This window comes from Streptomyces nanhaiensis (assembly GCF_046614825.1).
In the GTDB taxonomy this organism is placed as follows: Bacteria; Actinomycetota; Actinomycetes; order Streptomycetales; family Streptomycetaceae; genus Streptomyces; species Streptomyces radiopugnans.
The window spans coordinates 57,347-71,524 of sequence record NZ_JBKJFM010000009.1 but is presented as its reverse complement, the minus strand read 5'-3'; the positions used below and the strand labels follow the sequence as shown (position 1 = coordinate 71,524).

The window sequence follows — 14,178 nt, the reverse complement described above, 5'->3', positions numbered from 1 at the left end:
CCACCCGGCCGCCGCCGCTGCCGCCCCCGCCGCCGCTGCCGTCATGGCCGCGGCGGCAGGGGCGGGCGGCTGCGGTCGGGGACGTCGTCGTAGCCGGGCGGGGCGGCGGCCGGGTGGCGTTCCAGCAGGTCCAGCGCGGTGCGCACCGCCGTCTCCAGCATCGGGTGGTGGTCCTCGGCCCAGTCCGTCGGGGTGCGCAGCACCTCGATGTCGGGCTCCACGCCGTGGTTCTCCACCGACCACTTGTACTCGTCGAACCAGGCCGCGTTCATCGGCACCGTGATGACCGTGCCGTCGCCGAGCCGGTGGCGCCCGGTCATGCCGACCACCCCGCCCCAGGTGCGGACGCCGACCACCGGGCCGATGCCCAGCAGCCGGAACGCGGCGGTGATCATGTCCCCGTCGGAGGCGGTGGCCTCGTCGGCCAGGGCCACTATCGGGCCGCGCGGGGCGTTGGACGCGTAGCTGACCGGCCGGGCGTGGCGCACCAGGTCCCAGCCCAGGATGGTGCGGGTCAGCGCCTCGACGACCAGTTCGCTGATGTGGCCGCCCGCGTTGCCGCGCACGTCCACGATCAGCGCGGGCCGGGAGACCTCCATGCGCAGGTCGCGGTTGAACTGCGCCCAGCCGGAACCGCCCATGTCGGGGATGTGCAGGTAGCCGCACCGGCCGTCGCTGAGCCTGCGCACCACCGCGCGCCGCCGGCTCACCCAGTCCTGGTAGCGCAGCGGGCGCTCGTCGATGAGGGGGACGACGGCGACGCGGCGGGGGCGGCGCGGGACGGCGTCCGGGCCGTCGCCGGGCTCGTTGGTGAGGAAGGCCAGCTCGACGGTGGTGCCGCCGGCCGCCGCCAGCAGCGGGAACGGTCCGGCGTCCGGGTCCACCGGGCGGCCGTCGACGTGGGTGAGCACCGAGCCCTCGCGGATGCCGGAACCGGCCAGCGGGGAGCGGGCCCGGGAGTCGGAGGAGTCGCCGGGCAGGATGCGCCCCACCCGCCAGCGGCCCTCCCCGTCGCGGGCGAAGTCGGCGCCCAGCAGCCCGATCGGCCGCTGGTAGTGGGCCGGGCCCTCGTTGCGCCGGGCCGGGGAGACGTAGGCGTGGGAGGTGCCCAGCTCGCCCACCGTCTCGCGCAGCAGGTCGGCGAACTCGTCCGGGGAGGCCACCCGTTCGACCAGCGGGCGGTACTGGTCCAGGATCGCGTCCCAGTCCACGCCGGACATGCCCGGGTCCCAGAAGTACGACCGCATGATCCGGCCCGCCTCGTCGAACGCCTGCCGCCACTCGGCGCGCGGATCGGCGTCGTGCAGGATGCGGCGCAGGTCGAGGTGGGTGGTGGAGTCGGAGTCGGCGTGCTCGTTGGCGGGGACGGCCCGCAGGTCGCCGTCGTCGTTGACCACCAGGCGGGTGCCGTCGCCGCTGACCGCGAACCAGTCGATGTCGCTGGTCAGTTCGGTGCGCTTGGCCTTGACCAGGTCGAAGTGCTCCAGCGTGGGGCGGCCGGAGGTGTCGGCCGGGTTGGCGAAGGTCTCGCCCAGTGCCCCGGAGATCGGCCAGCGCAGCCAGACCAGCCCGCCGCCGCTGACCGGATGGAGCGAGGAGTACTTCGAGGCCGCCACGGGGAAGGGCGTGACGCGGCTGGCCAGCCCCTCGGCCTCCACCAGCACCGTCCCCTCCTCCCCGGCCGCCTCGCCGAGGGCGTCCGGGTCCAGGCCGCCGGCCGCCGGGCGGCCCTCGGGGGAGAGGGCGAACGGCGAGGGCGTGGCCGACGACAGCGGCACCAGGTACGGGCGGCAGCCCAGCGGGAAGGACAGGTCGCCGGTGTGCACGTCGTACACCGGGTCGAAACCGCGCCAGGAGAGGAAGGCGAGGTAGCGGCCGTCGCGGGTGAAGACGGGCTGCTCGTCCTCGAAGCGGCCCTCGGTGAGGTCCAGGATGGTGCTGTCGGACAGGCGGGCGATCCGGATGCGGGTGAGCGCGCCGTCGGTGCCGGGGTGGGCCCAGGCCAGCCACTGGGAGTCGGGGGAGAAGGCGAGGTGGCGGACGGGGCCGTTGACGGAGCGGACCAGCTCGGCGACGTCGGCGGCCTCCGGGGCCTCCGTGGCTTCGGATGTCCCGGCGGTTCCGGTCCCGGTGGCTCCGGTTCCGGCGGCCTCGGCCGCTCCGGCCGCCTCACCGCCCTCGCCCTCCTGCCCGGCGTCCACCAGCAGCAGCCGCCCGTCGTGCGAGGCGACGGCCAGGGTGGCGCCGTCCGGCGAGGCGACCAGCTCGTGCACCCGCCCCAGCCGTCCCGCGGCGAGCCGCACCGGCTCGCGGGCGCCGGTGGCCCGCGGCAGGTCGGCGATCTCCACCGCGTCCTCGCCCTCGGCGTCGGTGACGTAGGCGATCCGGCCTGTGGAGCCGAGCATCTCCGGCAGCCGCACCCGCACCCCCGGGGTGTCGGCGATCACCCGCGCCGGACCGTCGCGGTGGGTGAGCCAGTACAGACTGCCGCGCACCCCCACCGCACTGGCGCGCCCGGTGGTGTCCACGGCCAGGGAGTTCACGTGGCCCGCGGCCGACACCTGGTAGACGCGGCGCCCGGCGCGCGGCCCCGCCAGCCGCACCGGCAGCCGGCGCGGTTTCGCGCGCGGCGAGAAGTCGTCCACCAGCCACAGCCCGCCCGCGCACTGGTACACCACGCGCTCGCCGTCGGTGGAGGCGTGGCGGGCGTAGAAGTCGGCGTGGTCGGTGTGGCGGCGCAGGTCGGTGCCGTCGGGCAGGCAGGAGTAGAGGTTGCCCACCCCCTCGTGGTCGGAGAGGAACGCGATCCGGCCGCCGACGATCATCGGGCAGTCCAGATGCCCGTACAGCTCGGGCACCAGGCGCTCGCCCTCCAGCCACAGCCGCCCCATCGCGCCACCGCGGTAGCGCTTCCAGGAGGCCGGTTCGTGGGGCGGGGTGCCGGTCAGCAGCAGGGTGCGCCGCTCGCCGCCGAGATCGGCGACGGCGAGGTTCGACACCGGGCCCCAGGGCAGCTTCTCGCCCGGACCGCCGCCGGCCGGCAGCCGGTAGGCCCAGGCGAAGTGCGAGAACGGCTGGCCGTGCGAGGCCACGGCCAGGATGTCCCCCTCGGGAGTCCAGCCGCAGACCTGGGTGTCCACCGCGCCCCAGTACGTCAGTTGCCGCGACGGCCCGCCGTCGACCGGCGTCAGGTGCACCTCGGGGTCCAGGCTGCGCCAGTTCGTGTACGCGATGTGGCTGCCGTCGGGGGAGAAGCGCGGGTGCCCGATGCGGGTGCGGTCCACCGTCAGGCGCCAGGCGCGCGGCGGTTCGGCGGCCCCGGGCGCGAGCGGGGCGATCCACAGATCGTCCTCGGCGGTGAAGCAGAGCAGGTCGCCGCTGAGGTGCGGGAACCTGAGGTACGCCCCGGAGGGGTCCGGGGAGGGGGGAACGGGGGTGCCTGGGGATCCGGAGGTCGCGGTCATCTCTCCCATGGTCGGCAGCCGGGCGGCGGGCGGCAACTCCTGGGAGTGGCGCGGCGGTCGGCGGCTCGGATCCCACCGGCGGGAGCGGGCCGCGCCGCGCGTGAGCGGGCCCGGGGGCCGGCCGGGTCCGGTGCGGGCGGCGCTGTCCGCAAGGGAGCGCGGCCCGGGGTTCTGCGCGCCGTGCTCCGGGATCGTGCGCCGGGTTCGTGTCCCGGGCGGGCCGCGGGGGCCGGGGGACGGCACCGGCGGGCGTCGCGCGGGCGGGCGGTTCGGTCCCTGCCGCGTCCGCGGGGGTCTTTCCGGAGGGGCCTGCGTGGTTCTGCGGGGTTCTGCCGCTGAGTCCCGCGGGTCGTGCGCGGCTCTTACGCGGTCCTGCTGCGTCCTGCGGTCCTGCTGCGTCCTGCGGTTTCCGTTCCGGCCGTTTCCCGGCGCCTGCTTGCCGAAGCGCCGGACGCGCGGCCGCCGCCTCAGCCCAGCAGGGAGGTCAGTCCGCGGTCCAGGTCCAGCTCCAGGTGCTCGGAGCCGCCCGGCACCACGCCGTAGGTGCCGTGCAGGAAGCGCAGCAGACCGGTGGTGTCGAACTCGATCACCGCGACCCCCTCCGGGGCGCGCAGCTCGATGACCGTCCGTTCGGGTCCGGACGGCCGGATGTGCACGTCCCCGAGACCGACCGCGGCTCGCAGCCCCTCCTCCAGCAGCTCGCGGGAGAACACCCAGACGACATCCTGCCCGTCCAGGGAGACGTCGGAGGGGAAGACCAGACTGACGGCGAAGGGGTCGTGGCGGTCGTAGCGCAGCCCGACGGTCACCTCCCGGGTGACCGAGGGGACGGTGATCAGACGTGCCTGGACGCTGTGGTCGACGACTGCGCGCATGGGGTGCTCCTTTTCCGGGGGGCCTTTTCTCCTACGACCCCGTCAGAGCGTTTTCATGACGGCATACCGCAGGTAATCGATGTGAGTTCTGCAACAGTTCCGTGAAGGTCCGACATTGATGGCGTCTTCCCTCGGACCGGGCAAGTATCCCGATCCACCGGCAACCGGACGGGGTGGAAACGCTGTGTCTTCGCAACTGTCGCACTCGGTGACGCCTGCCCGCCGCGCCCCTCGGTACTCACCCGCCGCGACAGGGGCGCTCTTGCAAAGGGGTTGCAACTACTCCTTACCATCGGGGTGTAGAGCCGCCCCGGCTCTCCGCACCCGCCGGCCACGGTGCGGCGGGGCCGCGGCGGTCGTGGAAGCCCGAGAAGCGGAGTCCTGCCATGCATGTGCCCGACGGATTTCTCAACGCCCCGGTCTCGGTGGCCACCGGCGCCGTCGCCGCGGCCGCCGTCGCGGTGAGCCTGCGCGGCGCGCGCCGCGAACTGGCGGGCACCGCCGCGTACCACGGAGCGGAGCGCACCGCGCCGCTGGCCGGCCTCGTGGCCGCCTTCGTCTTCGCCGTGCAGATGCTCAACTTCCCCGTGGGCGCGGGCACCAGCGGCCATCTGATGGGCGGGGCACTGGCGGCGATACTCGTCGGCCCCTACACCGGGGTGCTCGCCCTCTCCGTCGTCCTGCTGATGCAGGCACTGCTCTTCGCCGACGGCGGCCTGACCGCGCTGGGCACCAACATCACCCTGATCGGCGTCGTCACCGTCGTCGTCTCCTACGCCGTCTTCCGCGCCCTGGTACGGGTCCTGCCGCGCCGCCGCGGCTCGGTCACCGCCGCCGCCTTCGTCTCCGCCCTGCTCTCCGTACCGGCCGCCGCCGCCGTCTTCACCGGCCTGTACGCGCTCGGCGGCACCGCCGAGGTCCCCCTGGGCAAGGTCCTCACCGCGATGCTCGGCGTCCACACCCTGATCGGCGTCGGCGAGGCGCTGATCACCACCGCCACCGTCGGCGCCGTCCTGGCCGTACGCCCGGACCTGGTGTACGCCGCCCGCTCCCTCGCCCGCCCCCTCGTCCTGCGCAGCGGCCCGGTCGCGACCCCCGGCTCGGGCCCCGCCCCGCGAGCCACCGCCACCACCACCGCCATCACAGCCACCTCCACCGACTCCGCCGCCTCCGGGCCCGCCGCGCGTCCCGCCTCCGCCCGGAAGGTCTGGGCGGGCGGACTGGCCGCCACCCTCCTGTGCGCCGGCGTCGTCAGCTTCTACGCCTCCGCCGACCCCGACGGCCTGGAGAAGGTCGCCGGCGAGTACGGCATCTCCTCCCAGGAGGAGGAGCACGGCCTGGCCGGCTCCCCGCTCGCCGACTACGGCGTGTCCGCCGTCACCGACGAGCGCCTCTCCGGCGGGCTCGCCGGGCTCATCGGCGTCGGCACGACGCTGGCCGCGGGCGCCGGGGTCCTCGTCGCCGTACGCCGCCGCGGGAACACCGCCGCGGAAGGGAGCGACGACCGCGCGGAGAGCGCGGAGGACGCGGAGGACGGTGCCGGCCGCACCCCCGCCGGGAGCGCCTGAGATGGGCTCCGGACACGCCCACCGGCTCTACCGCCACGGGCACTCGCCCGTGCACCGCCTCCCCGCCCACACCAAGATCGCGGCCGTCCTCGCCTTCGTCCTCACCGTCGTCGCCACCCCGCGCGAGGCGATGTGGGCCTTCGGCGCCTACGCGCTGCTGCTGGCCGCCGTCGCCGCGCTCTCCCGCGTCCCCGCCCGCCACCTGCTGACGCGCATGCTGATCGAGGTGCCCTTCGTCGCCTTCGCGGTGCTGATGCCCTTCGTCGCGGAGGGCCCGCGCGTGGAGGTGCTGGGCATGTCGCTGAGCGAGTCCGGCCTGTGGGGCGCCTGGAACGTCCTGGCCAAGGGCACCCTCGGCGTCGCCGCATCCGTCCTGCTGGCCTCCACCACCGAACTGCGCGAGATCCTCCTGGGCCTCCAGCGGCTGCGCATGCCCCCGCTGCTGGTGCAGATCGCCTCCTTCATGCTCCGCTACGGAGACGTGATCGCCGACGAGATGCGCCGGATGCGCCTGGCCCGCCTCTCCCGCGGCTTCACCGCCCGCGGCGTACGGCAGTGGGGCGTGCTCGCCAAGACCGCCGGGGCGCTGTTCATCCGCGCCTACGAGCGCGGCGAACGCGTCCACCTGGCCATGATCAGCCGCGGCTACACCGGCACCATGCCCACCGCCGACGAGACGGCCGCCACCCGCGTCCAGTGGTCGTCCGCCGCCGCCCTCCCGCTCGCCGCGCTCGCGGTCTGCCTGATGGGATGGTGGACACTGTGACATCAGCCGACCCGCGAACCGATCCGCGAGACGAGTCCGCCGCGCCCCTCTCCCTGGAGGTCCGCGGCCTCGCCTACGCCTACCCCGACGGCCACCAGGCCCTCTTCGGCGTCGACCTCACGGTGGCGCGCGGCGAGCGCGTGGCGCTGCTCGGGCCGAACGGTGCGGGCAAGACCACCCTCGTGCTCCACCTCAACGGCATCCTCACCGGCGGAGCGGGAGGCGTCACCGTGGCCGGACTGCGGGTGGACCCGGCGGACAGGGGCGCCCTGGCCGAGGTCCGCCGCCGCGTCGGCATCGTCTTCCAGGACCCCGACGACCAGCTGTTCATGCCCACCGTCCGCGAGGACGTCGCCTTCGGCCCCGCCAACGCCGGGCTGCGCGGCGCCGAACTGGCGGCCCGGGTGCACGAGGCGCTGGCCCTGGTCGGGATGGAGGAGTACGCCGACCGGCCTCCGCACCACCTCTCCTTCGGCCAGCGGCGCCGGGTGGCGGTGGCCACCGTGCTGGCCATGCGGCCGGAGATCCTCGTCCTGGACGAGCCGTCCTCCAACCTCGATCCCGCCTCACGCCGCGAACTGGCCGACATCCTGCGGTCGCTGGACGTCACCGTGCTCATGGTCACCCACGACCTGCCCTACGCCCTGGAGCTGTGCCCGCGCTCGGTCGTCCTCAGCGAAGGCGTCATCGCCGCCGACGGCCCCACCCGGGACCTGCTGTGCGACGAGGCGCTGATGCGCGCCCACCGCCTGGAGCTGCCCTTCGGATTCGACCCCCGGTCGGTGACGCTGCCGCACGCGTAGCACCATGTACGACGGCACGCATCGGTGCACACATCGGCACACGCATCACCTTTCGACCGGCGGGAGCACGAAGACAGTGGTGGACGTCCAGGGCACGGTGGCGGACGGCTACGAGCCGGTCCGTGACGCCTTCCGCGCCAACCTGACCGAGCGCGGCGACCGGGGCGCGGCCGTGGCCGTGTACCGGGACGGGCACAAGGTCGTCGACCTGTGGGGCGGCCTGGCCGACCCCCACGGGCGGGAGCCCTGGGCCGAGGACACCGCCCAGGTCGTCCGCTCGGTCACCAAGGGCCCGGCCGCCGCCGTGCCGCACCTGCTGCACCAGCGCGGACGCCTGGACCTGGACGCGCCGGTGGGCACCTACTGGCCGGAGTTCAAGGCCGCGGGCAAGGAACGCGTACCGGTGCGCCACCTGCTCACCCACCGCGCCGGGCTGCCCGCCCTGGACACCCCGCTGACCCCGCGGCAGGCGCTCGACGGCGTCTTCGGCCCGCGCGCCGTCGCCGCCCAGGCGCCCGCCTGGGAACCGGGCACCGCGCACGGCTACCACGCGCAGACCTACAGCTGGCTGCTGGGCGAGCTGGTGCTGCGGGTCACCGGGCGGAGCCTGGGCCGCTGGTTCGCCGAGGAGATAGCCGCGCCGCTCGGCCTCGACCTGTGGATCGGACTGCCCGCGGACCGGGCGCACCGGGTGGGCCGGATCGCGGAGGTGGACGCCCCGCCCGCGCCCGCCTCCGCCGGGCTGCGGGTGCGCCCCAAGCGCGAGGTCGCCGACGCCTGGCGCGATCCGCACTCCCTCACCCGCCGGGCCTTCGGCGCCATCGACCCGCAGCCCGACGAGAACGACCCCGCCTACCGGGCCGCCGAGCTCGCCGCCTCCTCCGGCGTGGCCACCGCCCGCTCCCTGGCCCGCTTCTACGCGGCGCTCATCGGCGACCTCGGCGACGGCACCCGCCGGCTGTACGCCCCCGCCACCCTCACCCAGGCGCGTACCGAGGAGTCGGCCGGACCCGACCGGGTCCTGCTGGTCGCCACCCGCTTCGGCCTGGGCTACATGCTCCACGGGCCGTCCTCGCCGATGCTGGGCCCCGGCTCCTTCGGCCACCCCGGACGCGGCGGCTCGCTGGCCTTCGCCGATCCCGAGACGGGGCTGGCCTTCGCCTACGTCACCAACTCCCTCCAGAAGTCGGTCACCTCCGACCCGCGCGCCCAGGCCCTCGTACGCGCGCTGAGGAGAGCGGCGGCGGACGGGGACAGGTGACCGGCCCGGCGCCTACGCTGGCCCGATGCAGCGGGTCGAGGGACGTCTGACGGGTTACGCGGCGCTGGTCACGGGCGCGGGGCGGGGCATCGGCGCGGCGGTCTGCCGGCGGCTGGCCGCCGAGGGCGCCCGGGTGCTGGTCACCGACATCGACGGCGAGAACGCCGAACGCACGGCCCGGGAGGTGGCCGAGGCGGGCGGGCACGCCTGCCACACCGTCTGCGACGTGGGCGACGACGGCTCGGTGCGGGCGGCCGTCGCTCACGCGGTGGAGCGGTTCGGCGGCCTGGACGTCCTGGTCAGCAACGCCTACGGCATCCAGTCCGAGCCCCCGCTCTTCGAGGACCTGGCGGAGGCGGAGTGGCAGCGCGGTCTGGATCTCACCCTCACCGGCGCGTTCCGCTGCGCCCGCGCCGCCCTGCCCCATCTGGCCGCCGCCCCCGACCGGCGCGGGGCCGTCGTCTGCGTCGGCTCCGTCAACGGCGAGCGCGACTTCGGCGGGCACGCCTACAGCGCCGCCAAGGCGGGGCTGGCCTCACTGACCCGCACCCTGGCCGGGCACGCCGCCCCGCGAGGGGTGCGGGTCAACCTGGTCGCGCCGGGGACGGTGGCCACCCAGGCCTGGGAGGGGCGCGACGGGCTGCTGGAGCGCGCGGCCCGCGAGTACCCGCTGGGCCGGGTGGGCCGCCCCGAGGACATCGCGGCGGCCGTCGCCTTCCTCGCCTCGGCCGACGCGTCCTGGATCACCGGACTGACCCTCCCCGTGGACGGCGGGCTGCTGATCTCCAACCTCGGGCTGCGCCGTGCGCTCAACGGGGAGGAGCCCGGCTGACCGGACGCACCCCGCGGGCCCGGAAGCACCGGTGTCCCGGCCATGTCGACGCAGCGGAGGCGTTGCGGTACTCAGCCCGCCGGGCGGACCACCGTCGCGCCCGGCGCCGGGCTCGTGGCGGTGTGGGCGGTGCGGCAGACGCCCGAGGCGCGCAGCGCGAAGGCGACGTCCGAGGCCGCCGCGGCGTCCTCGGCCAGGAAGGCGCAGGTCGGGCCGGAGCCGGAGACCAGGGCGGCCAGCGCGCCCGCCTGAGTGCCCACCGCCAGGGTGTCGTCCAGGGACGGCAGCAGGGAGACGGCGGCGGGCTGGAGGTCGTTGGACAGGTGCTCGGCGAGCAGGGCCGCGTCCCCGGCGCGCAGCGCGGCCAGCAGCGCGGGGGACGCCTCGGGCGCGGGTACGGCGTCGGCGCCCGCGCCGCCGCCGCGCGCCTCGCGCAGCCGGTCGCACTCGCGGTAGACGGCCGGGGTGGACAGCCCGCCCTCGGCGACGGCGAACACCCAGTGGAAGACGCCGCCCACCTCCAGCGGCGTCAGCAGCTCGCCCCGGCCCCGGCCCAGCGCCGCGCCGCCGACCAGCGAGAAGGGCACATCGGATCCCAACTCGGCGCAGATCTCCAGCAGTTCCCCGCGCGATGCGCCCGTGCCCCACAGCGCGTCGCAGGCCAGCAGCGCGCCCGCCGCGTCCGCGCTGCCGCCGGCCATGCCGCCGGCGACGGGGATCTCCTTGCCGATGTGCAGATGGACGTCCGGCACGATGCCGTACCGCGCGGCGAGCGCGTCGGCGGCGCGGACGGCCAGATTGGTGCGGTCCAGCGGCACCTGGTCGGTGTCGGGTCCGGAGCAGGTCACGCGCGGGCCCTCGCCGGGTGCCGTGGCGGTGGCGGTGACCTCGTCGTACAGGCCGACGGCGAGGAAGACGTTGGCCAGGTCGTGGAAGCCGTCCGGCCGCAGCCCGCCCACCGCGAGCTGCACGTTGACCTTGGCGGGTACGCGTACGGTGACCGGCGCGGCGGTACGGGCGGTGCCCGTGCCGGCCTTCTCTGCGGTGCTCATGCGCCTGTGGTGCCCTTCCGCTCCGCGATGGCCGCGAAGTCCTCGATCGTCAGTGACTCCCCCCGGGCGCGGGGGTCGATCCCCGCGGCCGTCAGCGCCGCCTCGGCCGCCGCGGCCGAACCCGCCCAGCCCGCCAGCGCCGCCCGCAGCGTCTTGCGGCGCTGGGCGAAGGCGGCGTCCACCACGGCGAAGACCTCCCGCCTGGTGGCTCGGGTGCGCGGCGGCTCGCGCCGGGTCAGCGACACGAGCCCGGAGTCCACGTTGGGCGCGGGCCAGAAGACGTTGCGCCCGATGGCCCCGGCCCGCCGCACCTCCGCGTACCAGGCGGCCTTCACCGACGGCACCCCGTAGACCTTCGAGCCCGGTTCGGCCGCGAGCCGGTCGGCGACCTCGGCCTGGACCATCACCAGGCCGTGCTCGATGGAGGGGAAGGTCGCCAGCATGTGCAGCAGGACGGGCACGGCGACGTTGTAGGGGAGGTTGGCGACCAGCGCGGTGGGCTCCGGGCCCGGCAGCTCCGCGACGCGCATCGCGTCGTGGTGGACGAGCGCGAAGCGGTCGGCCCTGCCGGGCAGCCGGGCGGCGACGGTCGCGGGCAGCGCCGCCGCCAGCACGTCGTCGATCTCCACCGCCGTCACCCAGGCGGCCTCCTGGAGCAGTGCCAGCGTCAGCGACCCCAGCCCCGGGCCGACCTCGACCACCACGTCCTCCGGGCTCACCCGCGCGGTCCGCACGATGCGGCGGACGGTGTTGGCGTCGATGACGAAGTTCTGGCCGCGCTGCTTGGTGGGGCGCACCCCCAGCGCGGCGGCCAGCTCGCGGACGTCGGCGGGGCCGAGGAGTACGTCGGCGCCGGGACCGGCGCCGGAACCGGCACCGGGACCGGGACCTGTGTCGGCTCCGGGGGACGGGGGAGGGGAGGGGGCTGAGCTCACCGGTGCAGTTTACGGCCGCACACCGGCCAGGGACTCGCGCCCTTCTGCACGTACAGCTTCTTCGCCCGGTAGGTCTGCTCGGCCGGCGGAGCGTCCTGCGGGCGGCCCTTCCCGCCCAGACCGCGCCAGGTGCGGGTGTCGAACTGGTAGAGCCCGCCGTGGGTGCCGGTGGGGTCCACCGCGTCCGGCCGGCCGCCGGACTCGCAGCGGGCCAGAGCCGCCCAGTCCAGGCCGTCGGCGCCCCGCACCGAGGAGGGCGGCTCGGCGGTGCCCACGCGCACGATCCGCGGCCTGGGCGCGCGCACCACCGCCGCCCCGGTCAGGCGGGGCCGCTGCCGCACCCCGTCGACCGTGCGCACCTCGTAGGTGAGCCGGCGCAGCCCCGGCACGCCCGTCTGCTCCACCACCTCGGTGCCGCGGAACAGCGCCGGGTCCTCGCGCCGCTCGGTGGTGTACGGGACGGGCTCGTCGCGCACCTGCTCGGTCTCGGTGACGCGCAGCACGGTGACGGCCTGGCCGTCGCGCGGGAAGGAGTCCAGGGCCGCCGAGGCGCGGTCCGCGCCGCGCAGTTCGACGCCCGCGTCGGCCAGCGCCTCGCGCACGGTCGGGGCGCTGGTGCGCACGGTGCGCTCGCGGCCGTCGGCCAGGACGGTCACGCTCCGCTCGGTCCACACGGTCAGCGCCAGCCCGCCGCGCCCGATGCGCCGGTCGCGGGGCACCGACACGCGCGCCCCCTCCGGGCGTACCCCCAGCCCGCGCAGCGCCGCCTCCACGGTGGCGGCCGTGGTCCACACCCGCCGCGGGCGGCCGTCGAGGGTGAGGGTCAGCGGGCGGCCGTAGCGGACGGTGACGCTGTCGCCGTGGGAGAGGGGCTCGCCGGGGGCGGGCGAGACGGAGTCGTGCGCGCCGACGGACACGCCTTCGTCGGCCAGGAGTTCGGAGACGTCGTCGGCGAAGGTGTGGAGGGTGCGCGGCCCGTCCTCGCCCTCCACCGACAGGCTGACGGCCTTGTCGTCCACGACGAAGGCGCAGGTGCCGCCCGCCAGGAAGGCGACGACGAGGGCCTGCGGCAGCAGGCGGCGCAGGGCCTCGGGGCGCTGGGCGGCCTTCCGCTCCCGCGCGGCCCGCCGGGCGGCGGCCCGGCCGCCGGTGGGGCCGCCGCCCGCCTCGCGTGCGGTGTCGCCTGCGGTGTCGCAGCCGGTGTCGCCGGCGGGCTGCCGGGGCAGCCGCAGGGCGGGGCCGAAGGCTCCGGGGTGTCCGGGGAACTCCTGGTGCCCGGGGAACTCCTGGTACACGGGGGTCTCCGGGAGCGGGTGAGCCTCGGGCGGCCCGTACGCGCCGTATCCGCCGTGCTCCCCGTACCCGTCGTACCCGTCGTACGTGCCGTATCCGCCGTACGGAGCGCCGTGGAACTCGTACGAGGGCCGGTAGGTGTCGTACGGGTCCCGCTCGTGCTCGGGCCCGCCGTACCCCTGGGCGCCGCTGTACTCCCACGGGCCCCACGGCTCCCACGGCCGGTGCTGCGGCGGCGCGGAGGGGTACGCGTACTCGTACTGCTGGATCCCCTGCGGATGGCTCACGACGTACTCCCAAGCGGTCCTGGTGGCGGGCCGGGACCCTAGCGGAGCATCCGTCACTCTCCCAAGTCGTACGACTACCCAAAGTTGCGAAAAGCGGGCCGCCGTACCGCGCGCACCCGCCTCCGCGCGCCCGTCAGTAGCCGAACACGCGGGCCGTGTTGGCCGCGACGTGCTCCGCGAGCGCGTCCTCGTCCAACCCCTTCACCTCGGCCATCGCACGCAGCGTGTACGGGATCATGTACGGCGCGTTGGGGCGCCCGCGGTACGGGGCCGGGGTCAGGAACGGCGCGTCGGTCTCCACCAGCAGCAGCTCCGGCGGGGCGGCGGCCAGCGCCTCGCGCAGCGGCCGCGCGTTCTTGAAGGTGACGTTGCCGGCGAAGGACATGAACCAGCCCTTCGCGGCGCACACCTCGGCCATCGCGGCGTCGCCGGAGAAGCAGTGGAAGACCGTCCGCTCGGGGGCGCCCTCCTCCTGGAGGACGCGCAGCACGTCCTCGTGGGCGTCCCGGTCGTGGATCACCAGGGCCTTGTCCAGCCGCTTGGCCATCTCGATGTGGCGGCGGAAGGAGTACCGCTGGGCCTCCCGCCCCTCCTCGCCCGTCCGGAAGTGGTCCAGGCCCGTCTCGCCGACGGCCAGCACCTCGGGCCGCGCGGCCAGCTCGGCGATCTCCTCCAGGGCGGCGTCCAGCGCCTCGCGCCCCCCGCCCAGCTCCAGCCGCGGCGCCTCGTTGGGGTGCAGGGCGACGGCGGCCCACACCGCGTCGTGCTCGGCGGCCACCCGCGCCGACCAGCGGGAGCGTTCCAGGTCGCAGCCGACCTGCACCAGGGTCGTCACGCCGACCTCGGCGGCCGCGGCGACGGTCTGGCCGACCGTGGCGTCCTGCATGTCGATGTGGGTGTGCGAGTCGGCGACCGGCACGTTCAGCGGTACGGGCGGCGGCGCGGGCTCCACGGCCCCGCCGGCCTGCTTCGCGGGCCTCGCCGCCTTCGCTGCCTTCGCGGACTTCTCCATGCCCGCGATCCTAGGCCGCCGGGCGGCCCG

11 protein-coding genes are annotated in these 14,178 nt (G+C 75.7%); 5 read left to right on the top strand and 6 right to left on the bottom strand.

Going from position 1 to position 14,178, the window contains the following annotated elements:
* Positions 1-41: 41 nt before the first annotated feature.
* Positions 42-3,464: a S41 family peptidase gene (locus ACLIYP_RS05045; protein ID WP_412711925.1), complete on the bottom strand. Its 3,423-nt coding sequence runs from the start codon at positions 3,462-3,464 to the stop codon at positions 42-44.
* 467 nt (positions 3,465-3,931) lie between these two features.
* A complete protein-coding gene (locus tag ACLIYP_RS05040) occupies positions 3,932-4,339 on the bottom strand; it encodes an SsgA family sporulation/cell division regulator (protein ID WP_412711924.1) in 408 nt (135 codons plus the stop codon).
* Positions 4,340-4,725: 386 nt separating this feature from the next.
* On the opposite strand from ACLIYP_RS05040, the gene ACLIYP_RS05035 reads away from it, so the two are divergent.
* The 5 genes from ACLIYP_RS05035 to ACLIYP_RS05015 all read left to right on the top strand — a co-directional run bounded on the left by ACLIYP_RS05035 (position 4,726) and on the right by ACLIYP_RS05015 (position 9,569).
* Entirely contained in the window at positions 4,726-5,907 is a 1,182-nt protein-coding gene (locus ACLIYP_RS05035) for an energy-coupling factor ABC transporter permease (RefSeq protein WP_412711923.1), read from the top strand.
* Position 5,908: 1 nt separating this feature from the next.
* On the top strand, positions 5,909-6,673 hold the full coding sequence (gene cbiQ / locus ACLIYP_RS05030; protein ID WP_412711922.1) for a cobalt ECF transporter T component CbiQ: 765 nt from the start codon (positions 5,909-5,911) through the stop codon (positions 6,671-6,673).
* On the top strand, positions 6,658-7,476 hold the full coding sequence (locus tag ACLIYP_RS05025) for an energy-coupling factor ABC transporter ATP-binding protein (protein WP_412711921.1): 819 nt from the start codon (positions 6,658-6,660) through the stop codon (positions 7,474-7,476). Before cbiQ ends, ACLIYP_RS05025 begins: the two co-directional genes overlap by 16 nt.
* Positions 7,477-7,552: 76 nt before the next feature.
* The gene (locus ACLIYP_RS05020) at positions 7,553-8,737 is read left to right on the top strand and encodes a serine hydrolase domain-containing protein (protein WP_412711920.1); all 1,185 of its coding nucleotides are present in this window, start codon (positions 7,553-7,555) and stop codon (positions 8,735-8,737) included.
* Between the two features lie 25 nt (positions 8,738-8,762).
* Positions 8,763-9,569 carry an SDR family NAD(P)-dependent oxidoreductase gene (locus tag ACLIYP_RS05015; protein ID WP_412711919.1) on the top strand — a complete coding sequence of 269 codons (807 nt, stop codon included), beginning with the start codon at positions 8,763-8,765 and terminating at the stop codon, positions 9,567-9,569.
* Positions 9,570-9,640: 71 nt separating this feature from the next.
* Here the strand turns inward: ACLIYP_RS05015 and ACLIYP_RS05010 are convergent, their stop codons facing one another.
* From ACLIYP_RS05010 to ACLIYP_RS04995, 4 genes are all read right to left on the bottom strand, one after another.
* Positions 9,641-10,621, bottom strand: coding sequence for a 4-(cytidine 5'-diphospho)-2-C-methyl-D-erythritol kinase (locus tag ACLIYP_RS05010; RefSeq protein ID WP_412711918.1), 981 nt, complete (start codon positions 10,619-10,621; stop codon positions 9,641-9,643).
* On the bottom strand, positions 10,618-11,436 hold the full coding sequence (gene rsmA / locus ACLIYP_RS05005; protein ID WP_412711932.1) for a 16S rRNA (adenine(1518)-N(6)/adenine(1519)-N(6))-dimethyltransferase RsmA: 819 nt from the start codon (positions 11,434-11,436) through the stop codon (positions 10,618-10,620). Before rsmA ends, ACLIYP_RS05010 begins: the two co-directional genes overlap by 4 nt.
* A 116-nt stretch (positions 11,437-11,552) precedes the next feature.
* Entirely contained in the window at positions 11,553-13,136 is a 1,584-nt protein-coding gene (locus tag ACLIYP_RS05000) for a ubiquitin-like domain-containing protein (protein WP_412711917.1), read from the bottom strand.
* A 133-nt stretch (positions 13,137-13,269) separates the two neighbouring features.
* The gene (locus tag ACLIYP_RS04995) at positions 13,270-14,148 is read right to left on the bottom strand and encodes a TatD family hydrolase (protein ID WP_412711916.1); all 879 of its coding nucleotides are present in this window, start codon (positions 14,146-14,148) and stop codon (positions 13,270-13,272) included.
* Positions 14,149-14,178: the final 30 nt, after the last annotated feature.

Coding starts and splice junctions, on each gene's coding strand:
- ACLIYP_RS05045 (WP_412711925.1), bottom strand. CDS start 3,464: ATGACCGCGACCTCCGGATCCCCAGGCACCCCCGTTCCCCCCTCCCCG.
- ACLIYP_RS05040 (WP_412711924.1), bottom strand. CDS start 4,339: ATGCGCGCAGTCGTCGACCACAGCGTCCAGGCACGTCTGATCACCGTC.
- ACLIYP_RS05035 (WP_412711923.1), top strand. CDS start 4,726: ATGCATGTGCCCGACGGATTTCTCAACGCCCCGGTCTCGGTGGCCACC.
- cbiQ (WP_412711922.1), top strand. CDS start 5,909: ATGGGCTCCGGACACGCCCACCGGCTCTACCGCCACGGGCACTCGCCC.
- ACLIYP_RS05025 (WP_412711921.1), top strand. CDS start 6,658: ATGGTGGACACTGTGACATCAGCCGACCCGCGAACCGATCCGCGAGAC.
- ACLIYP_RS05015 (WP_412711919.1), top strand. CDS start 8,763: ATGCAGCGGGTCGAGGGACGTCTGACGGGTTACGCGGCGCTGGTCACG.
- ACLIYP_RS05010 (WP_412711918.1), bottom strand. CDS start 10,621: ATGAGCACCGCAGAGAAGGCCGGCACGGGCACCGCCCGTACCGCCGCG.
- ACLIYP_RS04995 (WP_412711916.1), bottom strand. CDS start 14,148: ATGGAGAAGTCCGCGAAGGCAGCGAAGGCGGCGAGGCCCGCGAAGCAG.